The organism is Candidatus Dormiibacterota bacterium, assembly GCA_036495095.1.
Taxonomy (GTDB): domain Bacteria; phylum Chloroflexota; class Dormibacteria; order Aeolococcales; family Aeolococcaceae; genus CF-96.
Window position 1 is genome coordinate 1 of record DASXNK010000106.1, and the last position, 23,635, is coordinate 23,635.

Sequence of the window (23,635 nt, forward strand, 5' to 3'; positions counted from 1 at the left end):
CCCGTCCATCTGCTGCTGGGAGCGACACGACGTGCATCCCGGCTCGCCGGGGGCCGAGAGCGGCCGGGATCCGACGCTGCGGGAGTTCGGGCGCTATCCTCCGGCCTGTGTGCCGGGTGTGTCTGAAGCGGCCGGAGATTCCGGATGAGCGTCACGGGCGCTGTGAGCAGTGCGCCAAGGCGGGGCGGATCGCCTACCGCCTTCGTCTGGGTCCTGCCCGCGGCGGTGCCGGGCTCGCCGTCAAGGCCGGTGAGCTGGCGCCGCGGCTGCTGCGTCAGCGCTTCCGCGAGCAGCTGGAGACGTACTCGGGCAATCCCGCGGTGAAGCCGCACCTCGGCCTCCATGAGATCGAGCTGGTCGCCGCCAAGGACCGCCTCGAGACCCTCCGCATCGCCAGCGACCTCAAGGACCACTCCGCCGAGGCGGTCGCAGCCCTCCGCGCCGCCGCCGAGCGCACCGACTCCGCCTGGTAGACGGCCCCGTGGCCGGCGGCCGCACCCGGCCGTATCCCGACGAGGGACGACGGAGGGAGCCCCTCAGCGGAACGCCTGCGTCATCTCGTAGAGCTCGCGGGGCACCAGGCGCTGCTCGGCGACGACGTCCGCGATGGGGGCGGTGTCGACCCGGCCGCAGCGCACCACCGGCATCTGACCGAAGGCCTTCTTCTCGGCGAGGTCGTGGGAGACGGTGCCGCAGCGCGTGGCCCAGATGCGGTCGAACGCGGTGGGGGTGCCGCCGCGCTGGATGTAGCTGGGGGCGACCCAGCGGGTCTCCTTGCCGGTGCGCTCCTCGATGGCCTCGGCGAGGCGCTCGGCGACGCCGCGCTTGGCGAGGCGGACGTGGCCGAAGGCGTCGCGCTCGCCGCCGGTCTCCTCGCGGCCGCCCAGCTCGGGCATCTCGGTGCCCTCGGCCGCGATGATCAGGCTGTGGCGCTTCCCCGCGGCCCAGCGCGCCTGCACGTGCTCGACCAGCTCGTCAAGGTGGGGTGGGAACTCGGGGATGATGATGAAGTCGGCGCCGCCGGCGATGCCGCCGTCCAGGGCCACCCAGCCGGTGTCACGGCCCATCACCTCCATCACCACGGCGCGGTGGTGGGAGGTGGCGGTGGTCCGCACCCGGTCGAGCGCCTCGGCGACGATGCTCGTCGCGGTGTCGAAGCCGATGCAGTACTCGGTGACCGAGAGATCGTTGTCCATCGTCTTGGGGCAGCCGACCACCGGGCCGCCCTCGGCGGCGAGCCGCCGGGCGACGCTGAGGGTGTCGTCGCCGCCGATCGCGACCAGCGCGTCGAGGCCGGCGCGCTCGATGTTGCGCAGGCAGGCCTCGACCCCGCCCTCCATCTTCATCGGGTTGGTGCGGGAGCTGCCGAGGATGGTTCCGCCGATGTTGAGGATGCCGTCGAAGGCGCTCGGCTCCATCTCGACCAGGTCGCCGTCACCCACAAGTCCCCTCCAGCCGTCGCGCACCTGCACCACGCTTCCGCCATTCGCATAGGTCAGGATGGCCACGGCACGGATGGCGGCGTTGAGGCCGGGAGCGTCACCCCCGCCGGTGAGAATGCCGACGCGCATGTTCTGACCTCCCGCCTGGTCGTTCCGAGTTGCCGGTCGCGGCGCAACGGTACCCGAAGCCGCTCGCGGTTGCGGCGGAATCCCCCCTGCGATCCCCCGTCAGCGGTGCTCGAAGAGCCGCCACAGCACCGGCGGTGGACCGAGTGGCGCCGCCGTCATCACCCGCCACCGCGCCAGCACCGCGGTGCCGGAGCGCGCCTCCAGCCGGGCCACGGTGTCGCCGGCGGCGAGCCGGTCGCCGAGCGGGAACGTCACCGCCACCAGGTCGACGCTGGAGCCGGGCCGGAGCGCCAGCGTATCGCCGTCGCCGGGCGCGAGCAGCAGCGCCGCGCCGTCGCCCCAGGGGGCCGCCACCCTCCCCTGGACGGCAGGGTCGAGGTCGGCCAGGCGCACCGCACGATACCCGGCGTAGCCGCTCTCCACCGCGCTGCGGGCGGCGCTCAGCGCCTCCGCGAGGTGCGGCTGGCCGAGCACGGCGCCGACCACGGTGACCGGCTCGGCGGCGTCGCCGAGGCTGCGCCGGGCGGCGAACAGCAGGCAGCCCCCCGCAGAGGGGGTCTCGCCGGTCTTGACTCCGAGCCAGCCCGGGACCGAGGTGAGCAGGCTGTCGAGGTTGTGGAGGGTGATGCCGCCGTCGAAGGGCGCCTCGGTGGTGGCCACGATCCGTGCCAGGGCGGGGACGCCGAGCGCCGCCCGGCCCAGCCGCACCAGGTCGGCGGCGGTGGAGACGGTGCGCGGGCTGAAGCCGCTGGGGTCGTCGAAGTGGGTCGAGGCCATGCCCAGGGTGGCGGCGAGGGCGTTGAGCCGGGTGACGAAGGCGTCGTGGCTGCCCGAGACCCAGCGGCCCAGGGTCTCGGCGAGGTTGTTCGCCGAGGGCAGCATCAGCCCGAGCAGCAGCCGGCGCTCGCTGAGCCGCTGGCCCGCGGTCACCGGCAGCGACGAGCCGTCGACGGCGAGCGCGTCGCGGAAGAGGGCGACGTCGTCCGCGGTCATGGTGAGCACCGGCCCCTCCTCCTCGGCGCCGAGGGGATGGGCGGTGAGCACCGCCAGGGCGGTCATCGTCTTGGCCACCGAGCCGATCGGGCGCACCACCTCGGCGCCCTGGGCCGCGAGCCGGGCGGGGCTGGCGCCGCCGGCCGCCGCCTCCACCACCAGGCTGCCGCCGGATGGGAGGGTGACCGGCGCCGGCGGGTCGCCGGCGACGGTCAGCGCGGTGGCGGCGAGGCGCACCTCCGCGCGGAGCGGGGGCACCGCCGCGGACAGCCGCCAGGACCCGGCCGCGACGGCGGCGGCGAGGGCGGCGGTGCCGAGGACGGCGGCGAGCGCGGGCCTCACGCGGGCGTGGCGCAGGGGTGGGGCTGGCTCACGGGGCGGAGGTGATCATGCCAAGCGCGGCGCCCCTGCCACGCGCGGCCCGGGCGCGGCGGCGCCCGGAACGTACGATGGCACCGTGGAGCAGAGCGGGCACGGCCACGATCATCGGGATCACGACGAGCACGGCCACGAGGACGCGCACCCGGACGCGGGCGGTCACGGCCACGTCCACGGCCGGCCGGCGGCCACCACCCCGGGCGCGCTGCGCACCCTGGGGATCGCCTCGGTGGGCCTCGCCCTGGTGTCCGCCTCGGAGCTGGTGGTGTCGGCGCTGTCGGGCAGCGCGGCGGTGCTCGCCGACGGCCTCCACAACCTCGGCGACGTGTTCACCACGGTCGCCCTGGCCGGCGCCTTCCTGCTCAGCAACCGGGCCCCCACCCGCCGTTTCCCCTACGGCTACCACCGCGGTGAGGACCTCGCCGGCGTCGTCGTCCTGCTCCTCATCCTCGCCAGCGCGATCGCGTCGGGGGTGACCTCGATCGAGCACCTCCTCCACCGCTCGCCCCTGTCCCATCCCGGGCTCGCCCTCGCCGCCGCGCTGGTCGGCTTCGCCGGCAACGAGGCGGTGGCGCGCTACAAGACGGTGATGGGGCGGCGGCTGCGCAGCATGTCGCTGGTGGCCGACGGCCAGCACTCCAGGATCGACGGGCTGGCCTCGCTGGGGGCGGCGGTGGGCGTGGCCGGGGCCTGGGCGGGGATGCCCGTGCTCGACCCCGTCGCCGGCCTGGTGCTCACCGCGGTGATCGCGGTGGTGGCCGTCGACACCGCCCGCAACGTCACCGCCCGGCTGCTCGACGAGGCCGACGCCTCGCTGCTGGCGACCATCGAGGAGGTTGCCGCGGCCGCCCCGGGGGTGGTCTCGGTGTCGGACGTCAGGGCCCGCTGGACCGGCCGGAAGATGCGCGCCGAGCTGGTGCTCGCGGTGCCCCCGGACGAGACCGTGTCACGGGCGCACGCCCTCGGCGAGCAGGTCCGCCACGAGCTGTTCCACCGGATCGAGGGGCTGGCCGAGGTGGTGGTCCACCTCGACCCCGCCGGCGACGCGGAGGCGCACCAGGAGGTGCGCCACCACGAGGCCGGCTCGGGCTCGGGCTCGGGCGCCGGCTAGGCCTTCTTCGCCTTCTTCTTGGCGGGGGCCTTGGCGGTCTCCCTGAGCGACGCCGCCAGCGTGGTGCTGGGCGTGAACCGCGCCACCCGGCGCGCCGCCACCTGGACGGTCTCACCGGTGCGCGGGTTGCGGCCCACCCGGGCCGCGCGCTGCGCGGTCTTGAAGGTGCCGAACCCGTGGATGCGCACCTCGTCACCGGTCGCGAGCGAGGTGGCGAGGGTGTCGAAGAACCACTTGACCTCGTCCCGGGCCGCCACCATCGACATCTCGCCGTCGTTGGAGCGCACCCAGTCGGCCAGCCGCTCGGCAAGCACGTCGCGCGTGATGACACTCATGTCCGATGTCTCCGATACTGATGGCACGGCGCGGAATTGTAAGCACCGCAACGCATTTTGGACAACTGTACCCCTCTTGGACGAGGGCTGTCGCTAGCGCCACACCCGCTTCATGATCACGCGGGCGAGCTTCTCCGGGTCGTGGTGCGTCGAGATCCGCGGCGAGACGACGTCGGCGAGGATGAAGTGGACCGGACGCCGTGACGCCTTCTCACGATCGAACGCGACCCGGGTGATGCCCGCCTCGACCGCCGAGGGGGGCAGGGGAAGGCCGTGGTTGCTGTTGCAGATCACGTAGTCGAAGAGATTGCCGCCGACGTGCTTCTCGATGGCGTCGAGGTGCTCGCTCACGGTGAAACCGGTGGTCTCCCCCGGCTGGGTGGCGACGTTGCACACGTACACCTTGACCGCCGGGGAGGCCCGCAGCGCCTCCACCAGCCCGTCCACCAGCAGGTTGGGGAGGATCGAGGTGTAGAGCGAGCCGGGGCCGACCACGATCAGCTCGGCGTCGAGGATGGCGAGCTCGGCCTCGGGGTTGATCTGGGGCGACGGCGGGTCGAGGAAGACCCGGTCGATCGGCCCGGCGCCCTGGGGGATGCGCGACTCGCCGATGCGGATCTCGCCGCCCGCGTTGGCACACAGGACCACGTCCTGGAGGGTGCTCGGCATGATCTGGCCACGCACGCGCAGAACCCGTCCCGAGGCCTGGAGGGCGTGCTCGAAGTCGCCGGTGATCTCGGCCATCGCCATGATGAAGAGGTTGCCGAAGGAGTGGCCGCTCAGCGACCCCTCGCCGGTGAAGCGGTGGGAGAAGAGGCTGGTCATCAGCGGCTCGGTCTCCGCCAGGGCGGTGAGGCACTGGCGGAAGTCGCCCGGGGGCAGCACCTGGTACTCGGTGCGGAGCCGGCCGCTGGAGCCGCCGTCGTCGGCGACGGTGACGATCGCGGAGATGTTCCCGGTGTACTTCTTGATGCCGCGGAGCATCGAGCTCATCCCGGTGCCCCCGCCGATGGCCACCAGCCGCGGCCCCTTGGCGAGCAGGCGGTGGGTGTAGATCTGCTCGACCACGCCGCTGCCGCCCGACGACGCCAGCGGGAGGAAGGGGCCGAGGATCGACCGGCCCAGCCGGTAGAACGCGAAGCCGGCCACGCTGACGCCGAGCCCGAGGAAGAGCACCGCCCGTGCCCAGCGGGGCATGAACTGCAGGGTGAGCGGGCCGACGAAGCGGGGGAAGGCGAAGGTGGTGTAGGCGTCCTTGAGCGCGTAGCCGAAGGCCAGGCTGAGCAGCACGATGGCGGCGAAGAGCAGCAGCAGCCAGCGCTTGACGTTCAGCCCGGGGGTGAACCACCGCACCATCCCCTCGGGCCGGAGAGGAGGGGAGTCGGGCATCGGGGGTCGATTGTCCCACGACGCCGCCTCGGGCTCCGCGGCCGAGGGGGCGGGCTCGCCGGCCGGGGCGGCCCCGCTGACGGGCGGCTCCTCCGGGCGCTCCGGGGCGGGCACGGCGAGGCGCGCGCGCATGCTCAGAGGCCGGCCCCGGCGGGGGCGATGGGCGCGCGGGCCCGGAGGCGGGCGATGTCGTGGGTGGCCTCGATGTACCGCACCGTGCCCGAATACGAGCGCATCACCACGCTGTGGGTGCTGACCACGCCTCGACCGGCGAAGCGCACCCCCTGGAGGAGCTCGCCGTCGGTCACCCCGGTCGCCGCGAAGAACACGTTCTCGCCTCCGCACAGATCGTCGAGAGTCAGAACGCCGGTGTCCTTGCCCTCGGCACGCATCACCGCGCGCTCGCCCTCGTCACGCGGCGCCAGCCGGCCCTGCATGCCTCCGCCCACCGCCTTGACCGCGCAGGCGGCGAGCACCCCCTCGGGGGCGCCGCCGATGCCCCAGAGGACGTCGATGCCGGTGCGGTGCTCCATCGCCGCCCACAGCCCGGCGGCGATGTCGCCGTCGGGGATCAGCTTCACCCGCGCCCCGGCGGCGCGGATCTCGCGCAGCAGGCGCTGGTGGCGGGGGCGGTTGAGGACCACCACGGTCAGGTCCTCGACGTCGCGGCCCTCGGCCCGGGCGATCCGCTTCAGGTTGTTGGCCACGGTGTCGGTGATGTCGATGACCTTGTGCGCGCGGGGCCCGACGATCAGCTTCTCCATGTAGTAGCAGTGGGTGTGGAAGAGCGCGCCGCGCTCCGCCAGCGCCACCGTGGAGACCGCTCCGGGGAGGCCCCCGGCCACCAGCCGGGCACTGTCGATGGGGTCGACGGCGACGTCCACGGTGGGCGGGTTGCCGTTGCCCACGTTCTCCCCGATGTAGAGCATCGGGTTGTCGTCCTTCTCGCCCTCGCCGATCACCACCACCCCGTCCATGTCGACGTAGCCGAGGCTGCGTCGCATCGCGTCCACGGCGGCCTGCTCGGCCTCGTCGAGGAGGTCGCGGCCCATGAACCGCGAGGCGGCGATCGCCGCCCCCTCGGTGACCCGCACCAGCTCGAGCGCGAGGTTGCGGTCGATCGGGGTGCCGATGTCGCGGCGCTGGCGGGCTCTCGGCGGCATGGCAGCGGGATGATACGCGGAATCGGTGGCATCCCCGTCACGCCTCGGCTGCCCCCGGGCACTCCCCGCCGGGGAGCGCAGAATCACTCCGACGATGAGTCCCGATCTCTGCAGGCTCCACTATCGCGAGGCGGTCACCGGCTGCGCGGCCTGCGGGCGCGGGGTCTGCGCGAGCTGCCGGAGCGAGGCCGGCCTCTGCCCCCTCTGCGCCCGGCGGATCGAGGACGAGGCGGTGCTCGCCCGGGAGCGCCGCCGCTCGCGGATCGCGCTGCGCCGCGCCGGCATCGCCCTCCACGCCGAGCCGGGTGACCCGGTGGTCCTCCGCGAGGGACGGTTCCGGCTGCTGGTGCCGGTGCTCGGCGGGGGCGCCACCGCCGTCGTGGCCGCCGCCGTGTGCGCCGAGCTGGAGCGGCGCCTGGGGGTCGACGCCGCCCTCGCCGCGCTGCTCTGCGCCGCCGTGGTCGGGGTCAGCGTGCGCCTCGCCCTCGGCGGGGTCTCGCGCACCGCGGGGGTGATCGCCGCCGCGCTCTGCGTCACCGCGGCGCTGGCGGGGCGCTGGTGGGCGGGGGCGTACGTCGAGGGCGGCGGCGCCGGGGTGGGGCTGCGCAGCCTCTCCGACTGGGTGATCTCCCACGGTGCTCTGGTGCCGGCCCTCTACGCGGCCGCCGCGGTGCTCGCATACGGTGCCGCCGCGGGGCACCGGGCTGTCTGAGTTGGCTCCGGCTGCTAGCATGCCGGTTCCGGGGAGGGCAACCGCCCATCCCGCGACAACAGGGACACCTTCGATGGCCGACGACATCCTCGACCGGGTGCGCAGCTTCGCAACCCGCGGTGACGAGCAGCCGGCGGAGGAGGCCGCCGAGGAGCCGGCCGGCACCGAGACGCCCGAGACGGCAGCCGAGCAAGGAGCGCAGCAGGAGATGGCGATGAGCGATGCCCAGGCGGGCCCCGGGGTCCAGGAGGGCGGCGCCGCCCCCACCACCGGCCGCGGAGGCGGCGCGCTGGGCCCGGCGGGGATCATCCGGGCCTGCCCCATCCCGTCCGGAGCGGTGATCTTCGGCGAGCTCACCTCCGCCTTCGTCGACGGGAGCCGCCTGGTCCGCTTCCTCGCCGAGCGCCGCCACACCGGCGCGGTCGTCGACGCCGGCCGCACCCGGGTGCAGGTCGCCCTCCTCCACGAGGGCGCCGCGGTCGGGCTGGTGGCGGTCGGCGACGGGGCCACCCGCCGGGTCGACACCCTGTCCCTCTCCGCCCCGGGGTCGGCGGACGAGCATCAGCTCACCGTGCTCACCTACCGGCCGGAGATCACCCTGGCGCTGGCCCAGCTGATCAACATGCCGGAGCGCTTCGATCGGATGCACGGCTCCTTCGTCGACCTCCCCGCGCTGCTCTCGTTCCTGCGCCGGGAGCGGGCCAACGGCGCGGTGCGGGTCACCACCGGCGAGGACGCGGGGGTCATCCTGCTGCGCGCCGGCGAGGTGCTCGGTGGCTACACCCGGCACCTGCCCGAGCTGGACGACGAGGAGGTCGTGTTCCCGCTCGCCAAGGCCGCCGACGCCGAGGTCGACGTGTGTGTCGGTGCGCTGTCGCTGCCACCCCCCTCGATCCCGGTGGCGTCCATCCTCGGCTGATCCGGGAACCCGGGTGCCGCCGCTCCGGCTCCTCATCGCGCTGGCGACCGCGCTGCTGGCGCTGCTCGCCGCCTGCGGTGGCAGTCCCGCGGGCGGTCCCGGCAGTCACGACAGTCCCGAGGGCGCGGTGCGCGGCTTCCTCGGCGCGGTGGCGGCCAACGACGTCAACGAGGCGCTCAACTGGATCCCGCCGGCGCAGCGCACCCAGGCGTCGAACCTCCTCAACGGCAGGGAGGGGGTGAAGGTGTCCTTCCGGGTGGAGCACGTCGAGGTCGGCGCCGCCACCGTCGACCGCGACCATCCCGACCAGGCGATGGTCCCGGTCAAGGGCCAGGCGTCGGCCTGCGTCAACGGCGGCTCCGGCGACCTCGCCTCGCTGAACACCTGTTTCCCCTTCTCGAAGTTCGCCCAGACGGCGGGGTCCGACCAGGTCTCCTGCGTGCGCATCGGCGGCCAGTGGTACGTCGACATCGGCTCCGGCAGCGACGCCCCCGCCCCCGAGCCCTCGCCGTCCCCGACCCCCGCGGGCGGGTCCCCCAGCCCGCACGGCTGAGCGCGCCGCGACACCGGCGTCAGGGCGGCGCCGAGCGAACGTGACGCGTCCCGAAGTGGGCGAGGCGTACCATTGACCCTCCGGTCGCACCCCGCGGGGAGGCGCGGGTCGCTGTCGCGGAGGTTGTCGTGAGCCTGTCGGAGCCACCATGGCGTCGCTGCGTTGATCTTTCTCAGCGACTTCCTGCGCGCCGACGTGGTCGACGTCCATCAGAGGACCGTCGGCAAGGTCCGTGACCTGATCGTGCGCATGGGCGATCCGTACCCCACGGTCATCGCCCTCGCGGTGCGCGGTCACTCGGCCCCGGCGACCATCGACTGGAGCGTGGTCCGCGCCTGGGAGAACCGCGAGATCAGCCTCGGCGTCGGCGCCGCCGACCTCAGGGAGCACGAGCCCGTGCCCGAGGAGGTCTGGCTGAGCCGCGACATCCTCGACAAGCAGATCGTCGACACCGACGGCCGCCGGGTGGTGCGGGTCAACGACCTCCAGCTCCAGCAGAGCAACGGCTCGGTGCTGCTGGTGGGGGTGGACATCGGCACCCGCGGACTGCTCCGCCGGCTCAACGCCGAGCACGTGGGCCGGCGGCTGCGCCGACTCGCCGGCGGCGACCTCCCCCAGCGGCTGATCAGCTGGGACGCGGTCGACACGCTGCACAGCGACGAGCGCTCGGTGAAGCTGCGCATCAGCCACCGCAAGCTCTCGAAGATGCATCCCGCCGACATCGCCGAGATCGTCGGCCAGCTCGGCGGCCGCGACCGGGAGGCGATCTTCGCCAGCCTCGACGACGAGATCGCCGCCGACACCCTCGAGGAGTCGTCCGACGAGGTGCAGGCGCAGATCCTCGCCCGGCTCGACGACGAGCGCGCCGCCGACATCCTCGAGGCGATGTCGCCGGACGAGGCCGCCGACCTGCTCGCCGACCTCCCCGAGGAACGCCGCGAGCAGCTGATCGCCAAGATGGAGGCCGAGGAGGCCGAGGACGTCGAGGAGCTGCTCGCCTACGGTGAGGACACCGCCGGCGGCCTGATGACCACCGAGTACGTGGCCATCCCCGCCAGCCTCACCGCGGCCGAGGCGATCGACCGCCTCCGCGAGCTCGAACCCGACGCCGAGTCGATCTACTACGTGTACGTGATCGACGACGACGAGCGGCTGCTCGGGGTGCTGAGCCTCCGCGACCTCATCGTCGCCAAGCCGGCGACCCCGATCGCCGACCTGATGATCAAGCGGGTCATCGCCGTGCCCCTCGACGCCCGGCCTGAGGACGTGGCCGCGGTGATCGCCAAGTACAACCTCCTCGCCGTCCCGGTTGTGGACGACGACGACCGTATCCAGGGGATCGTCACCATCGACGACGCCCTCGACACGGTCATGCCCGCCGGGCTGAAGCGGAGGGCCAGGGCGCTGTGACCACCCCGCGGATTCCGCACCCGGCCACGGCGAATTCGCGGGGGCCCCGGTGGTGAGCCGGCGGCGGTGCGATGAAGACGCCCCCTCAGACCGCCGCCCTGCGCCGCAAGGCCGAGGAGGCGATCGCGGCGCGCCGTGAGCGCCGGTCCGCCCATCCCCGCCGCTTCGCCGGGGCGCGCAAGTACCTGGCGATCATCGGCCCCGGCCTGATCGTCGCCAATGCCGGCAACGACGCCGGCGGCATCTTCACCTACAGCAACACCGGGTCCAAGTACGGCCTCAACCTGCTCTGGACCTTCCTGCCCATCCTGCTCGCGCTGATCGTCACCCAGGAGATGGTGGCCCGGCTCGGCTGCGTGACCGGCAAGGGGCTGATGGACCTGATCCGCGAACGCTTCGGGGTGCGCTGGACGCTCTTCGCCTCGGTGGTGGTGATCGTCGCCAACGGCGGCACCGTGCTCGCCGAGTTCGCCGGCATCGGGGGCGCGCTGGGCCTGCTCGGCGTGCCCCTGCCCGTCGCCGTGCTGAGCGCGGCGCTGATGATCGGGGTGCTGGTGCTGCGCGCCAACCGCCGGCTGGTGGAACGGGTGTTCCTGGCGATGGGGCTGACCTTCGTCAGCTACATCGTCACCGCATTCATGGTGCCCCACAGCTGGGCCGAGGTCGCCCACGCACTGGTGGTCCCCACCCTCTCCCATCCGCCGATCCGCCCCGGCGCCACCTCCTACACCACCGACGTCATCACCCTGATCGGCACCACCATCACGCCCTACATGCAGCTCTTCCTGCAGTCGTCGATCGTCGACAAGGGCACCTCGGAGAAGGAGCTGGGCTACGCCCGCGCCGACGTGATCAGCGGGTCGGCGTTCGCGGTGATGGTGGCGATCTTCATCGTCATCACCACCGCCTACACGCTCAACAGGGCGGGTTTCGCCGGGCAGGACCTGAGCAGCGCCACCGACGCCGCCCGCGCGCTCCAGCCCCTGGCCGGCGCCCACGCCACCCAGCTCTTCGCCATCGGCCTGCTCGGCGCCTCGCTGCTGGCGGCGGCGGTGCTGCCGCTGAGCACCGCCTTCGTCGTCTGCGAGGCCTTCGGGGCCGAGCGCAGCGTCCAGAGCCGCTTCGGCGAGGCGCCGCTCTTCTTCGGCCTCTTCATCCTGCTGCTCGCGACCGGTGCGATCACCGTGGCGCTGCTCGGACCCTCGTCGATCGCCGCGGTGGCGATCGGCACCCAGACCCTCGACGGCGTGCTGCTGCCGGTGCTGCTGGTGTTCATCCTCATCCTCGCCAACGACCGGCGGCTGCTCGGCCGCTACCGCAACGGGCCGGTCAACAACGCGATCGCCGGGGCGCTCACGGTGGTGCTCTCGGCGCTGACCGCCTACCTGGTGCTGACCACGCTCACCGGGCTGTAGGGGCGCCGTCCCGGGACACCGGGGGGTCGAGCAGTCCCTCGGGTCCGAAGCGGGAGATCGCCTGGGCGGCGCGGGCCAGCCCGGCGTCGAGGGCCTCGACGAGGTGGTCGAGCGGGTCCAGCTCGGCGCGGGCGCAGGCGCCGAGGAAGCCGCCCGCGAGGGCGTCGCCGGCGCCGGTGGGATCGACCACCGCGCCCACCGGGTGGGCGGCGCGCTCCACCACCTCGGTGGCGGTCACGCAGGCTGCTCCCAGCGGGCCCGCCTTCACCACCACCACCCGCAGCCGGCTCCGGCCGCAGAGCGCCGCCGCCGACTCCCGCCACTCGGCGGCGGGCCTGTCGCTGAGCGCGGCGAGCTCGGTCCGGTTGAGGAAGAGGACGTCGGCGCTCTCCGCCACCTTCACGACGCGGTCGCGCTCAGGGCCGCCGATGTACACGGTCATGCTGTCGGCGCCGACCACCCGCGCCCCCGACTGGGCGAGCGCCTCGAGCTGAGAGGCCGGCGGCATGCTCCCCAGGAAGAGCACCTCGGCGGCGGCGGCGATGCCGTCCAGCCGCGGTCGCCAGGAGGCGTACGCGCCCGCCTCGGCGTGCTCGCAGGCGGTCACCCAGCGCTCGAAGTCGTGAATGGCGCGCCAGCGGAAGGTGGGCTCGCCACTGACCTCGAGGCCGTCGAGGTCGACCCCCGCGCCGCCGGCGATCTCGCGCAGCCGGGCCTCGCCGTCACGGCCCACCACCCCGACGATGCGCACCGGTGCGAAGGGGGCGGCGGCGAGCGAGAAGTAGACCGCCGAGCCGCCCTGCAGATCGGTGGCGCGGCCCGCCGGGGTGGTGACGTCGTCGATGGTCACCGTCCCGGTCGCCGTGATCGCCCAGGCCACCCCTCCCGGTTCCGGCTCAGCCGGCGTCGGCAGGGCTGCCCGCGACCGAGCGCGCGGGGGAGGCGGGGGCGAAGAGGGGGATGATCCGCGCCGTCCGCGGCCGCCGCTCGTCGAGGCGGTGGCGGCAGATCTCCGCCTGGGCCGCGAAGAGCGCGTCGCTGGCGTGGTCGGGGCGCCGGCTCGAGCCCAGCCCGTCGCGGAGCGCCGGGTCGATCTCGCCGACGAAGCGCACCACCGAGGCCCACACCTGGCCGGGAAGGAGGGCGTATCCGCGCACCCGGCACTCCTCGACGAGGTCGAGGATGAGGTCGGACTCGCGCAGCCGGCTGTGCCAGCGCAGCTCGCGCTCGCGCCGGAACGACGCCAGCCGGCGGAGGTTCTCGAGCTCGGCCGCGGTCCGCGCGAGCGGGCCTGCGAAGCGGGACGCCGCGTGCTGGAGCATCGCCGCATTGTAGTACCCGACCCGCGCGGATCCCCCCCTGCCCGAACGCCTCAGCGCGCGGCCGCGGAGCGGGGGTAGCAGATCGAACGCCAGCCGTCGGGGGCGGCGACGAGGTGGACAGTTCGTGACAGCGTGGCCGCCCGCGCGGTGGACAGGCGCACCCGGTAGTCGACCTCCAGCTCGGCGACGTCGCGGTGGACGCAGCCGCCGTCCTCGTCGACCCACTCGGCGAGGTAGCGCACCTCGCGGACCAGCAGGCCGAGCAGGTTCCCGGCGGACGCCGCCTGCTCGGCGGCGAAGGCCTCGGCGGAGCCCCAGCGGTCCTGGCAGGCGGAGGCGAGCAGCGTGAAGGCGCCGTCGAAGTGGCCCTCGCGGAGCAGCTCGACGAACCGCTCCTCGGAGCCGGCGGGCCCCGCGCCGGGGGCGGTGCCGGCGTCGCGGCATCCCGGCGGCGGTGGCGGCGCGTCCCGGGCGGCGAGCATTGCGGCGACCTTGCGCCCCACCGACTCGCCCTCGGCGGCGCCGCCGGAGGCCTCGACCAGGGTGCTCGCCGTGCCCGTGGTCCGCGACCAGAAGGTGCGGGTCTGGGGGTCGACGAGGACGGTGTCGGGATCGGCGACCGGATCGGCGTCGACGAGAACCGGAAACGCCTCTCGCCAGCGGCGCAGCAGATCGGTCAGCACGGAAGCCGGGGAACCCGCATGCGGGTCCTAGGGTACCCCGCCCCGGCCCGGAGCGTCACCCGCCTCCGATCGCCAGCACCCGCTGCAGCTCGGCGGAGTCGACGGTGCCCGCGGCGAGGAGCACCTCGAGCTCCTCGCGGAGCTCGATCAGGCGGTCGACGGGGAGGTCGCCGAGCAGCGCCTCGAGCTGGTCGAGGCGGCGCAGCACCCCCTCGTCGACGCGCACCGGGGCGGCGGGCCGCCGGCGCGCCGGCCGGGCCGCCGGCTTCGGGGTCGCCGCCGCGGCCCGCTCGCGGGGCGCCCGCCGGGGCGCGGGAGCCGGCGGCCCGCCGAAGAGCGCGTCCGCGCTCGGCACCTCAATCCGTCGGGGCACGCCGCAGCACCTCCTCCGCCAGCTGCCGGTAGGCCCGGGCGCCGGGGGAGCGCCCATCGTACTCGAGGATGCTCACGCCCCCGGCGCTGGCCTCGGGGAAGCGCACCGAGGTGCGGACCACGGTGTCGAAGACGAGCCCGCCGAAGCGCTCGCGCACCCGGCTGAGCACCTCCTCGCTGTGCACCGCCCGCCCCCGCTGCATGGTGCCGAGGATGCCGCCGACCCGCAGGCCGGGGTTGAGGGTGGAGCGCACCGAGGCGACGGTCCCGAGCAGCGCCCGCATGCCCCCCAGGGCGAGGAAGTCGAGCTGCAGGGGAACCAGCACCTCGCCGGCGGCGGCGAGCGCGTTGACGGTGAGCATCCCCAGGGTCGGAGGGCAGTCGACCACCATCGCGTCGAAGCGGTGGTGGAGGGGCTGGAGCGCGGTGCGCAGCCGCAGCCCCCCGGCGGGTGCCGAGGCCAGCCCGGGCTCGACCTCGCCGAGCCGCGCCGAGCCGGTGAGCAGCCACACCCGGGGGCGGGGGCGGCGCAGCACCTCCTCCGCGGCGGCGGCGCCCTCGAGGCACTCGCCCAGCCCGGGGCCGCCCTCGTCCGGGAACGCGCCGCACATCACCGTCAGCGCGGCCTGGGGGTCGAGGTCGACGAGCAGCACCCGCAAACCGGTCTCGGCGAGCGCGAATCCGAGGTTCTGGGTGGTGGTGCTCTTGCCCACGCCGCCCTTCTGATTGGCGATGGCGATCACCCGGGACACCGGCTAGAGCACCGGTGGCGGCGTGGTCGGGAGGGGGGCGGGACGGCGGGGCGCCGGCGGCTCGACGCCGTCCCGCTCCAGCCGGTCGCGGACGAAGCCGCGCATCGCCTCGAGCGGGACGCCCATCGGGCAGACCGCGGCGCCCCTGCCCCAGTCGACGGCGTCGAGCGGGAGGTCGCGGGTCGCCCACAGCTCGGGGAGGCTGCGGGTGAGCTGCGAGGCGAGCCGCTCGGGCCGGACGTAGCCGGCCCGCGGGGTGGCGAGGCCACAGAGCCCGCAGCCGACACAGCGCCCGTGGGCGGCGAGCTGCGCGCGCTCGCCCGGGGTGACCGCGGTGATCCGGTCGGGGCCGTAGAGGGCCTCGAACCGGGCCAGGCCGGCGCCCGCCGAGCGGTGGATCACGAGCTCGGCGCCGCGGCGGGCCAGGTGGCGGCCGTACAGGGCGCCGAGGCGGCCGAGGGCGGTGGCGCGGCGCAGCCGCGGACGCTCAGACATCGCCCATCGCGCAGAGCGCCCCCCGGTACAGCTCCTCCTGGGCGAGCGCGGGCCCGCGGAGCACCGCGGGCCGGTCGCGCCAGCGGCTGTCGAGGAAGTCGCGCACCTCCTCCTCGGTGCGCCGCTGGCTCCATCCCCGCTCCTGGGCCATCACCCGGGCCGCCGGCCACGCGCAGCGCATCCCCAGGCAGGCGCCGCCGGTGCAGCGGGTGCGCCGGTAGAGGTCCTGGAGCCGCTCCACCTGCTCGTGGCGGACGGAGTGGCGCACCTCGGCGACGGTCACCGGCTCGCACTCGCAGAGCAGCGCCCGCCGCTCGTCGACGGGGGCGGCGGCGAGCAGGGCCTCGGCGCCGTCGCCGTGGCGGCCGGCGAGCCGTGCGGCCACCACGAGCGGCAGCCCGAAGCGGCCGGCGAGGCCGGGCACGTCCACCGGCGAGCCGCCCCCGGGGAGGGGCAGCAGGTGGGTGCGGCAGGCCACGGCCGGGCGCCCCAGCACGCGCAGGATCACGTCGACGGTGTCCTCGGCCATCTTCCGGAACATCGACATCTTGCCGCCGACGACGGTCACCAGTCCGGCCGCCCCCTCGGCGCGGTGGTCGACCACCCGATAGTCGCGGGTGAGGTCGTCCTCGTAGCGGTGCCACTGGTGGAGGGTGGGGCGGAGCGCGGCGTTGGCGTGGGCGATGCGGTGCTCGCGGATGGTCGGGAGGATGCGCTCGGTGGCCTGCAGGATGTACTCGATCTCGTCGCCGGTGACCTCGAGCTGCTCGGGATCGGCGTAGCAGTCGTCGTCGGTGGTGCCGAGGATGGTGGCGTTGGCGTGGGGCACCAGGAGCAGGCCGCGGCCGTCGACCGCCTCGAGGGCGAGCGCGACGTTGGTGATCCGCCGGTCGTAGACGAGGTGCACGCCCTTGGCGGGCCGCAGCCGCAGCCGCACCCCCGCCATCGCGCAGAGCTCGGACGCCCACGGGCCGGTGGCGTTGCAGACCGCCCGCGCCGCCACCGTCTCCTCGGCACCGCCCAGCCGCGAGCGCAGCCGCACCCCCTGCACCGCGCCGCCCTCGCGGCTCACCCCCACCACCTCGGTCCAGGTGCGCAGCTCGGCGCCGGCGTCGCGCGCGGAGAGCGCGTTGAGGGTGACCAGCCGGGTGGGGTCGACGCCCCACTCGTCCATGGTCAGCGCCCCCACCAGGTCGGGGGTGAGCCCGGGCTCGAGCCGGAGCGCCTGGTCCCGGGTGAGGCGCACGTGGGGCCGGCCCGCCTTGTACGGCTGGTAGCGGTCGTAGGCCTCGAGCCCGACCTCGGTGGTCTCCATGCCTCGCTTCGCGCCGGGGAGGACGGGGATGAGGAAGACCACCGGAAAGAGGAGGTGGGGCGCGATCCGCTGGATGTGCCCGCCGTCGACGCAGGAGAGCCGGGTCGTCTCCCAGTCGCGCTCCAGGTAGCGGATGCCCCCGTGGATCATCCCGCTGCTGCCCCAGGTGGTCCCCGAGGCGAGGTCGCGCTGCTCGACCAGGAGCACTCGCAGACCCCGGAGGGCGGCGTCCCGGGCCACGCCGGCCCCGGTGATGCCGCCCCCGACGACGACCACGTCGTAGGGCTTGGTGCCGGGCATGGGCGCATTGTGCCCGCCGCCCCCGCTTCGGCGGCTTCTCGTCAGCGCCCCGAACCCAGCCGCCTGGGTAGGATGCTGTGATGGAGAGCGTGCGCGGGGTGATCATCGTGGCCGAGGACGAGGGACGGGTGGCCCAGGTGGTCACCAGCCGCCTGGGCTCGGACGGCCACGAGGTCCACTGGGTCCGCACCGCCCGCGACGTGCGCACCGAGCTGCTGGAGCGGCCCTGCGACCTGCTCCTCCTCGACGTCAGCCTCGAGACCGACGGCCTGGAGCTGCTCCAGGCGCTGCGCTTCTCGCCCCAGGCGCCGCGGGGCGGCATCGTGATGCTCGCCGACCGCGAGGACATCAGCAGCCAGGAGCGGGCCCAGCAGCTCGGCGCCGCCGCGGTGCTCAGCAAGCCGCTCGACCCCGCCGGGCTCTCGGCGACGGTCCGCGACCTGCTGGAGTGCATGTAGCCCGCTGACTAGGACAGGGCGCGGAGGGCCACGAAGGCGACGCTGGTGGCCGCCCAGAAGGCGATCAGGCCGCCCACGTGGAGCGGCACCGGTCCGGGCTCCCTGTACCACGCCGCGATCCGCGGCCCGGTCATCGCCGTCACCGCGCAGAGGTCGATGAGCGCGAAGAGCGCCACCCCGAGGAGCGGCGGCAGATCGAGGCCGGCGTGGGCGGTGATCTCGTCGACGGCGACCGACACCACCGCCAGGGCCACGTCCATCAGCAGCAGGACGATCTGGGCGCGGCGCACCCAGGCGCGGCGGCGGGTGAGCAGGGTGCCGACCACGAAGAGGGCGGCGGCGAGCGACGCCGAGGCGAGCGCGGCGAGGACCTGCGACAGCACGGAGACGTGGACGGTCCTGCCGTGGACGATGACGTCGGCGCCGAAGGCGGTGATCGCCCCGAAGAGGGCGAGGATGCCCCGCACCATGTCCCAGGTATAGACGAGCAGCAGCGCGGTGGGGCGGCGCGCCGTCTCCTCCCCGGCGCTGCTGGTGGGCATCACCCCGCTAGGCTACCGGGGTGCCGTACACGATCGCCGTCCTCGAGGGCGACCAGACCGGGCAGGAGCTCCTCGAGGAGGCGCTCCGGGTCCTCGACCCGGCGGTGATCGGCGTCCAGCTCGAGCTGCAGCGCTTCGACCTCTCCCTGGAGAACCGGCGCCTCACCGAGAACCGGGTGGTGCTCGAGGCCGCCGCGGCGATGGTCGGTTGCGGCTACGGCATCAAGGCGGCCACGGTCACCCCGGAGAACCGCGGCGACGTCGGCAGCCCCAACGCCATCCTCCGCGAGCAGGTGGGCGGCCGGGTGATCGTGCGCACCGGCCGGCGCATCCCCGGGGTGGCGCCGCTCGGCGGGGTCAGCGCCCCCATCAGCGTGGTGCGGATGGCGGTGGACGACGCCTACGGCGCCACCGAGTGGCGCGAAGGCAGCGGCGTCGACGAGATCGCCTACCGGACCGAGCGGGTGACCCGGTCGACCTGCAGGATCGTCGCCGAGTTCGCCTTCCAGCAGGCGGAGCGCACCCGCGCGCGGGTGTTCGGCGGCCCCAAGTTCACGGTCTCGCCGGTCTACGAGGGGATGCTGAAGGAGGAGATGGACGCCGCCGCGCTGCGCCACCCCGAGACCGGCTACGAGCCCCAGCTGATCGACGCCACCTACGCGCTGCTGCTGTCCCAGGACGGCGATCCGCTGGTGATCCCCGCCCTCAACCGCGACGGCGACTGCCTCAGCGACTTCGTGCTCCAGCTCTTCGGCAGCATCGCCGGCGCGGAGTCGATCCTGCTCGGCTTCGAGGGCGACGGCACCACCCCGAAGGTGGTGATGACCGAGGCGCCCCACGGCACCGCGCCGGGGCTGCAGGGCCGCAACGTCGCCAACCCGATGGCGATGATCCTCGCCGGCGCCTCGCTGCTCGGCTTCATCCCCGACCGCCAGTGCCGCACCGCGTCGCGGGCCATCTACGAGGCGGTGTTCGAGACCGTCCGCGCCGGGGTGCGCACCAGCGACCTCGGCGGCCACGCGCTGACCGACGAGTTCACCGCCGCGGTCATCGACCGGGTGCACGGGAAGCTGGAGGTGTGGGACAGCCTCGGCGTCGAGTAGCCCCGTTCGGGCGGGGAGCGCGGCGGGATCCGCGCCTATACTCGGCCGACCAGCCACGCGCCAGCAGGGACCGCCGGTGGATATCCTCGCCGTCATCCGCGAACGCGCCGGGGAGTACGACTGCCCGGTGTGCCACCGGACGCTCGACGGCTGCGGGCTCAGCCTCGTCAAGGACGAGTCCCCCGTGTACACCGTGCAGGTGTCCTGCGCCCACTGCAGGGTGACGTTCGTGGTGGTGCTCCACGTGCGCCACGAGCGGCGGCGGCGGCGACCGCAGGCCCCGTCCCCGCCCCCGGCGCCGCCGATCGGCGCCGACGAGGTCCTCGACGTCCGCGAGCTGCTCCGCGGCCACACCGGCCCGCTCACCGAGCTGCTCCGCCGCTGACTCGCGATCCGGCGCCGCTCCTACACTGGCACCATGAGCGCGCCGGTCTATCTGGACCATGCGGCGACCACCCCGGTCGCCCCCGAGGTGCGCGCGGCGATGCTGCCCTTCCTCGGCGAGGTCTTCGGCAACCCCTCCTCGGCCCACGCCGCCGGCAGGGTGGCGCGCGAGGCGGTCGACGACGCCCGCGCCCGGGTGGCGGCGGCGCTCGGCTGTGCCCCCGCGGAGATCGTCTTCACCTCCGGCGGCAGCGAGGCCGACAACCTCGCCCTCCGGGGCGCCCTCGACCGCCACTCGTCCCGGGGCCGTCACCTCGTGGTCACCGCCATCGAGCACGACGCGGTGCTGAAGACCGCCGAGGAGCTGGCCGGCTGGGGCAGGTGCGAGATCACCGTGGTGCCCTGCGACCGCCACGGGGTCGTCGACCCCGAGGCGGTGGGCGACGCGGTCCGGACCGACACCGTGCTGGTCTCGGTGATGCTCGCCAACAACGAGGTCGGCACGGTGCAGGACGTGGCCGCCGCGGCCGAGGCGGCGCGGCGGCGCAACCCCGCCGTGCTGGTGCACACCGACGCGGTGCAGGCGCTGGGTCGGCTGCCCGTCGACGTGCGCGCGCTCGGCGTCGACCTCGCCTCGATCACCGCCCACAAGGTGTACGGGCCGAAGGGGGCGGGCGCCCTGTACGTGCGCCGGGGCGTCCCCATCGCCGCCCAGGTGAGCGGCGGCGGCCAGGAGCGCGCCCGCCGCAGCGGCACCGAGAACGTCGCCGCCATCGCCGGGCTGGCGGCGGCGGTCGACCTCGTCGAGGCCGAGCGCGAGCGCGAGATGCCCCGGCTTGCCCGGCTCTCGGAGCGCCTCGTCGAGGGCGTCCTCGAGGGCGTGGCCGACGCCGTGCTCACCGGCCGCGGCGCCCCCCGGCTGCCGAGCTTCGCGACCTTCGCCTTCGCCGGCCTCGAGACCGAGATGCTGCTCACCCTCCTCGACCGCCACGGGATCGAGGCCTCGGGGGGCTCGGCCTGCTCCAGCGGCGCGCAGATGCCGTCCCACGTGCTCCTGGCCATGGGCCTCCCCCCCGGAGTGGCCGGCGGAGCGCTCCGCTGCACCCTCGGCCGCGCCACCACCGAGGAGGAGGTCGACCTCGCCGCCCGCGAGATCGTCGCCGCGGTCGTCCGCTTGCGCTCCGCCGCCTCTGTCGTCTAGCAACCCCGGCGAGCTATAATCCTGACCATGGCGGTCGGAAATTCGCGCAATGCCTCCTTCTCGATGCGAGTCTCCTCCAAGGCCCACTACGGGCTGCGGATGATGACCGAGTTCGCGAAGGCGTACGGACAGGGTCCGCTCAGCCTCGCCGAGGTGGCCCGGGTCGAGCACCTGCCCCTCGCGTACCTCGAGCAGCTCGCCGGCCCGCTGCGGCGGGGCGGCCTGATCGAGGCCACCCGGGGGGCTCACGGCGGCTACGTCCTGTGCCACCGCCCCGAGGACATCACCGTCCTCGACGTCATCGCCCTCGTCGAGGGTGAGGTGGCCCCGGTGGAGTGCGTCGCCCACGGCTACGAGGCGGGCTGCTGCGTGCGCGAGACCGACTGCGCCTCCCGGACCCTCTGGCAGCGGCTCAAGCAGAGCGTCGACGCGGTGCTCAGCGGCACCACCCTCGCCGAGCTGGTGTGCGAGCGCGCGCCGGTCACGATGTTCATCCCGCTCGAGGACGTGCGCGACCACTCCTCGAGCGCCCACCTCCACGAGGCAGCTCATGTCTGACACCGCCCGGCTCGTCGTCGAAGGCCTGCGCGCCACCGTCGAGGGGAAGGAGATCCTCAACGGGGTCGACCTCGTCGTCCCCGCCGGCGAGATCCACGCGCTCATGGGGCCGAACGGCTCCGGCAAGAGCACGCTCGCCTACACCCTCATGGGCCATCCCAACTACGCGGTGACGGGCGGATCGGCCACCTTCGGCGGCACCGACCTCCTCCCCCTGGCGGCGGACGAGCGGGCCCGGCTCGGCATCTTCCTCTGCTTCCAGTACCCCACCTCCATCCCCGGCGTCTCGGTGGTCAACTTCCTTCGCGCCGCGCTCAAGGCGCAGGGCAAGGAGATGCCCGCCCGTGAGTTCCTGCGCACCCTCTCCACGGTGATGCGCGACCTCAACATCGACGAGAGCTTCCGGAGCCGGTACATCAACGACGGCTTCAGCGGCGGCGAGAAGAAGCGCATGGAGATCCTCCAGCTGGCGCTGCTGCGACCCAGGCTGGCGATCCTCGACGAGACCGACTCCGGGCTCGACGTCGACGCGCTGCGCACCGTGGCCGAGGGGGTCGGCAAGGTGGCCGGACCGGACATGGGCCTGCTGGTGATCACCCACTACCCACGCATCCTCGAGTACCTGCGTCCCGACGTGGTTCACGTGCTCCACCGGGGGCGCGTCGTCGTCTCCGGCGGCCACGACCTGGCCAGGCGCATCGAGAGCGACGGCTACGACCCCATCCTGGGTGCCGGCACCGCCGGTACGGCAGCTCGGAACCAGACGAAGGGAGCCCTCTGATGGCAGTCGAAGCACACGAGCTGACCAAGGACTACAAGTTCGGGTTCCACGACATCGACGTCTCCGTCTTCCGCTGCGAGAAGGGGCTGTCGGCGGAGGTCGTGGCCGCGATCAGCGCGCACAAGAACGAGCCCGAGTGGATGCTGAAGTTCCGCCTCAAGGCGCTCGCCCACTTCTACAAGCGGTCGATGCCCAGCTGGGGCGCCGACCTGAGCGGCATCGACTTCGACAACATCTACTACTACGTCAAGCCGACCGAGGAGCAGAGCCGGAGCTGGGACGACGTCCCCGACTCGATCCGGCAGACCTTCGACAAGCTCGGCATCCCGGAGGCGGAGCGCAAGTTCCTCGCCGGCGTGAGCGCCCAGTACGACTCCGAGGTGGTGTACCACAGCATCCGTGAGGACCTCGACAAGCTCGGCGTCCTCTTCGGAGACTGCGACACCGGCCTCCGCGAGCACCCGGAGATCTTCCGCAAGTACTTCGGCACCGTGATCCCCGCCAACGACAACAAGTTCGCGGCGCTGAACAGCGCGGTGTGGTCGGGCGGCTCGTTCGTCTACGTGCCCAAGGGGGTGCGCGTCGACATCCCGCTGCAGGCCTACTTCCGGATCAACTCCGACAACATGGGCCAGTTCGAGCGGACGCTGATCATCGCCGACGAGGGGTCGTACGTCCACTACATCGAGGGCTGCACGGCGCCGACGTACTCGAGCGACTCGCTGCACTCCGCGGTGGTCGAGATCATCGCCCACAAGGACGCCCACGTCCGCTACACGACGATCCAGAACTGGTCGAACAACGTGTACAACCTGGTCACCAAGCGGGCCGTCGCCTACGAGGGTGCCCGGGTCGAGTGGATCGACGGCAACCTGGGCAGCAAGGTGACGATGAAGTACCCGGCGATCTACCTCATGGGCGAGCACGCCCACGGGGAGGTGCTGTCCGCCGCCTTCGCGGGCGAGGGTCAGCACCAGGACGCCGGCTCGAAGTGCGTCCACGTCGCCTCCAACACCACCAGCAACGTGGTCTCCCGCTCGATCTCCAAGGACGGCGGCCGCACCTCGTACCGCGGCCACATCAAGGTCCACGAGAAGGCCACCGGGGTGAAGAGCAGCGTCCGCTGCGACGCCCTGCTGCTCGACGAGAACTCGCAGAGCGACACCTACCCGTACATGGACATCGACAGCCCGGACGTCACCATCGGCCACGAGGCCACGGTGAGCAAGATCGGCGACGAGCAGATCTTCTACCTGATGTCGCGCGGCCTCAGCGAGGGCGACGCCACTGCGCTCATCGTCAACGGCTTCTTCGAGCCGTTCGTCAAGGAGCTGCCGATGGAGTACGCGCTCGAGCTCAACCGTCTGCTGGCGGTGCAGATGGAGGGTTCGGTGGGATGACCGGGTTCACCCCATCCGTC

27 protein-coding genes are annotated in these 23,635 nt (G+C 73.7%); 14 read left to right on the forward strand and 13 right to left on the reverse strand.

The genetic code is table 11. The features are described from left to right. Positions 1–107 precede the first annotated feature (107 nt). The gene (locus tag VGL20_10875; protein ID HEY2704182.1) at positions 108–473 is read left to right on the forward strand and encodes a hypothetical protein; all 366 of its coding nucleotides are present in this window, start codon (positions 108–110) and stop codon (positions 471–473) included. 63 nt (positions 474–536) lie between these two features. Here VGL20_10875 and VGL20_10880 read toward each other — a convergent pair whose 3' ends face one another. Beyond that, positions 537–1,571, reverse strand: a complete 1,035-nt coding sequence (locus VGL20_10880) for an ATP-dependent 6-phosphofructokinase (GenBank protein ID HEY2704183.1) — start codon at positions 1,569–1,571, stop codon at positions 537–539. Positions 1,572–1,670: 99 nt separating this feature from the next. Continuing rightward, positions 1,671–2,906, reverse strand: coding sequence for a hypothetical protein (locus VGL20_10885; GenBank protein HEY2704184.1), 1,236 nt, complete (start codon positions 2,904–2,906; stop codon positions 1,671–1,673). A gap of 115 nt (positions 2,907–3,021) precedes the next feature. Here VGL20_10885 and VGL20_10890 point away from each other — a divergent pair, with 115 nt between their 5' ends. Next, positions 3,022–4,053: a cation diffusion facilitator family transporter gene (locus tag VGL20_10890; GenBank protein HEY2704185.1), complete on the forward strand. Its 1,032-nt coding sequence runs from the start codon at positions 3,022–3,024 to the stop codon at positions 4,051–4,053. On the opposite strand, the gene VGL20_10895 is transcribed toward VGL20_10890, so the two are convergent. From VGL20_10895 to glpX, 3 genes are all read right to left on the reverse strand, one after another. After that, the gene (locus VGL20_10895) at positions 4,050–4,388 is read right to left on the reverse strand and encodes an HU family DNA-binding protein (protein ID HEY2704186.1); all 339 of its coding nucleotides are present in this window, start codon (positions 4,386–4,388) and stop codon (positions 4,050–4,052) included. The genes VGL20_10890 and VGL20_10895 overlap by 4 nt on opposite strands. 93 nt (positions 4,389–4,481) lie before the next feature. Beyond that, on the reverse strand, positions 4,482–5,909 hold the full coding sequence (locus VGL20_10900) for a gluconeogenesis factor YvcK family protein (protein HEY2704187.1): 1,428 nt from the start codon (positions 5,907–5,909) through the stop codon (positions 4,482–4,484). A gap of 2 nt (positions 5,910–5,911) precedes the next feature. After that, a complete protein-coding gene (glpX, locus tag VGL20_10905) occupies positions 5,912–6,940 on the reverse strand; it encodes a class II fructose-bisphosphatase (protein HEY2704188.1) in 1,029 nt (342 codons plus the stop codon). 94 nt (positions 6,941–7,034) lie between these two features. Between glpX and VGL20_10910 the strand changes: the two genes are divergently transcribed. The 5 genes from VGL20_10910 to VGL20_10930 all read left to right on the forward strand — a co-directional run bounded on the left by VGL20_10910 (position 7,035) and on the right by VGL20_10930 (position 11,949). After that, the gene (locus tag VGL20_10910; protein ID HEY2704189.1) at positions 7,035–7,652 is read left to right on the forward strand and encodes a hypothetical protein; all 618 of its coding nucleotides are present in this window, start codon (positions 7,035–7,037) and stop codon (positions 7,650–7,652) included. A 73-nt stretch (positions 7,653–7,725) separates the two neighbouring features. Further along, on the forward strand, positions 7,726–8,571 hold the full coding sequence (locus tag VGL20_10915) for a hypothetical protein (GenBank protein ID HEY2704190.1): 846 nt from the start codon (positions 7,726–7,728) through the stop codon (positions 8,569–8,571). Between the two features lie 13 nt (positions 8,572–8,584). Then, a complete protein-coding gene (locus VGL20_10920; GenBank protein HEY2704191.1) occupies positions 8,585–9,124 on the forward strand; it encodes a hypothetical protein in 540 nt (179 codons plus the stop codon). A 162-nt stretch (positions 9,125–9,286) separates the two neighbouring features. Then, positions 9,287–10,534 carry a CBS domain-containing protein gene (locus VGL20_10925; protein ID HEY2704192.1) on the forward strand — a complete coding sequence of 416 codons (1,248 nt, stop codon included), beginning with the start codon at positions 9,287–9,289 and terminating at the stop codon, positions 10,532–10,534. Between the two features lie 71 nt (positions 10,535–10,605). Then, positions 10,606–11,949, forward strand: coding sequence for an Nramp family divalent metal transporter (locus tag VGL20_10930; GenBank protein HEY2704193.1), 1,344 nt, complete (start codon positions 10,606–10,608; stop codon positions 11,947–11,949). Here the strand turns inward: VGL20_10930 and VGL20_10935 are convergent. From VGL20_10935 to VGL20_10965, 7 genes are read right to left on the reverse strand one after another with little or no spacing between them, the layout of a single operon-like run. After that, the gene (locus VGL20_10935) at positions 11,936–12,829 is read right to left on the reverse strand and encodes a PfkB family carbohydrate kinase (GenBank protein ID HEY2704194.1); all 894 of its coding nucleotides are present in this window, start codon (positions 12,827–12,829) and stop codon (positions 11,936–11,938) included. The genes VGL20_10930 and VGL20_10935 overlap by 14 nt on opposite strands. A gap of 16 nt (positions 12,830–12,845) precedes the next feature. After that, positions 12,846–13,271 carry a hypothetical protein gene (locus tag VGL20_10940; GenBank protein ID HEY2704195.1) on the reverse strand — a complete coding sequence of 142 codons (426 nt, stop codon included), beginning with the start codon at positions 13,269–13,271 and terminating at the stop codon, positions 12,846–12,848. Positions 13,272–13,321: 50 nt separating this feature from the next. Beyond that, positions 13,322–13,954, reverse strand: a complete 633-nt coding sequence (locus tag VGL20_10945; protein HEY2704196.1) for a hypothetical protein — start codon at positions 13,952–13,954, stop codon at positions 13,322–13,324. A 55-nt stretch (positions 13,955–14,009) separates the two neighbouring features. Continuing rightward, positions 14,010–14,327, reverse strand: coding sequence for a hypothetical protein (locus VGL20_10950; GenBank protein ID HEY2704197.1), 318 nt, complete (start codon positions 14,325–14,327; stop codon positions 14,010–14,012). Next, positions 14,311–15,078 (reverse strand): ParA family protein, encoded by a 768-nt coding sequence (locus VGL20_10955; protein HEY2704198.1) that lies wholly within the window; start codon positions 15,076–15,078, stop codon positions 14,311–14,313. The genes VGL20_10950 and VGL20_10955 overlap by 17 nt, the downstream gene beginning before the upstream one ends. A 3-nt stretch (positions 15,079–15,081) precedes the next feature. After that, on the reverse strand, positions 15,082–15,573 hold the full coding sequence (locus VGL20_10960) for a hypothetical protein (protein HEY2704199.1): 492 nt from the start codon (positions 15,571–15,573) through the stop codon (positions 15,082–15,084). Then, positions 15,566–17,188, reverse strand: coding sequence for a glycerol-3-phosphate dehydrogenase/oxidase (locus VGL20_10965; protein ID HEY2704200.1), 1,623 nt, complete (start codon positions 17,186–17,188; stop codon positions 15,566–15,568). Before VGL20_10965 ends, VGL20_10960 begins: the two co-directional genes overlap by 8 nt. Positions 17,189–17,268: 80 nt before the next feature. Here VGL20_10965 and VGL20_10970 point away from each other — a divergent pair, with 80 nt between their 5' ends. Beyond that, entirely contained in the window at positions 17,269–17,646 is a 378-nt protein-coding gene (locus VGL20_10970) for a response regulator (GenBank protein HEY2704201.1), read from the forward strand. Positions 17,647–17,654: 8 nt separating this feature from the next. Here the strand turns inward: VGL20_10970 and VGL20_10975 are convergent, their stop codons facing one another. After that, positions 17,655–18,188, reverse strand: a complete 534-nt coding sequence (locus tag VGL20_10975; GenBank protein HEY2704202.1) for a hypothetical protein — start codon at positions 18,186–18,188, stop codon at positions 17,655–17,657. Positions 18,189–18,208: 20 nt separating this feature from the next. Here VGL20_10975 and VGL20_10980 point away from each other — a divergent pair, with 20 nt between their 5' ends. The 6 genes from VGL20_10980 to sufB all read left to right on the forward strand — a co-directional run bounded on the left by VGL20_10980 (position 18,209) and on the right by sufB (position 23,615). Further along, entirely contained in the window at positions 18,209–19,291 is a 1,083-nt protein-coding gene (locus VGL20_10980; GenBank protein HEY2704203.1) for an isocitrate/isopropylmalate family dehydrogenase, read from the forward strand. A gap of 76 nt (positions 19,292–19,367) precedes the next feature. Continuing rightward, entirely contained in the window at positions 19,368–19,676 is a 309-nt protein-coding gene (locus tag VGL20_10985) for a hypothetical protein (GenBank protein ID HEY2704204.1), read from the forward strand. Between the two features lie 33 nt (positions 19,677–19,709). After that, complete coding sequence (locus VGL20_10990; GenBank protein ID HEY2704205.1) at positions 19,710–20,876, forward strand: cysteine desulfurase family protein; 1,167 nt, start codon at positions 19,710–19,712, stop codon at positions 20,874–20,876. A 27-nt stretch (positions 20,877–20,903) separates the two neighbouring features. Continuing rightward, a complete protein-coding gene (locus tag VGL20_10995; protein HEY2704206.1) occupies positions 20,904–21,434 on the forward strand; it encodes an RrF2 family transcriptional regulator in 531 nt (176 codons plus the stop codon). Next, a complete protein-coding gene (gene sufC, locus VGL20_11000) occupies positions 21,427–22,215 on the forward strand; it encodes a Fe-S cluster assembly ATPase SufC (GenBank protein ID HEY2704207.1) in 789 nt (262 codons plus the stop codon). The genes VGL20_10995 and sufC overlap by 8 nt, the downstream gene beginning before the upstream one ends. Beyond that, positions 22,215–23,615, forward strand: coding sequence for a Fe-S cluster assembly protein SufB (gene sufB, locus VGL20_11005; GenBank protein HEY2704208.1), 1,401 nt, complete (start codon positions 22,215–22,217; stop codon positions 23,613–23,615). The genes sufC and sufB overlap by 1 nt, the downstream gene beginning before the upstream one ends. Positions 23,616–23,635 lie beyond the last annotated feature (20 nt).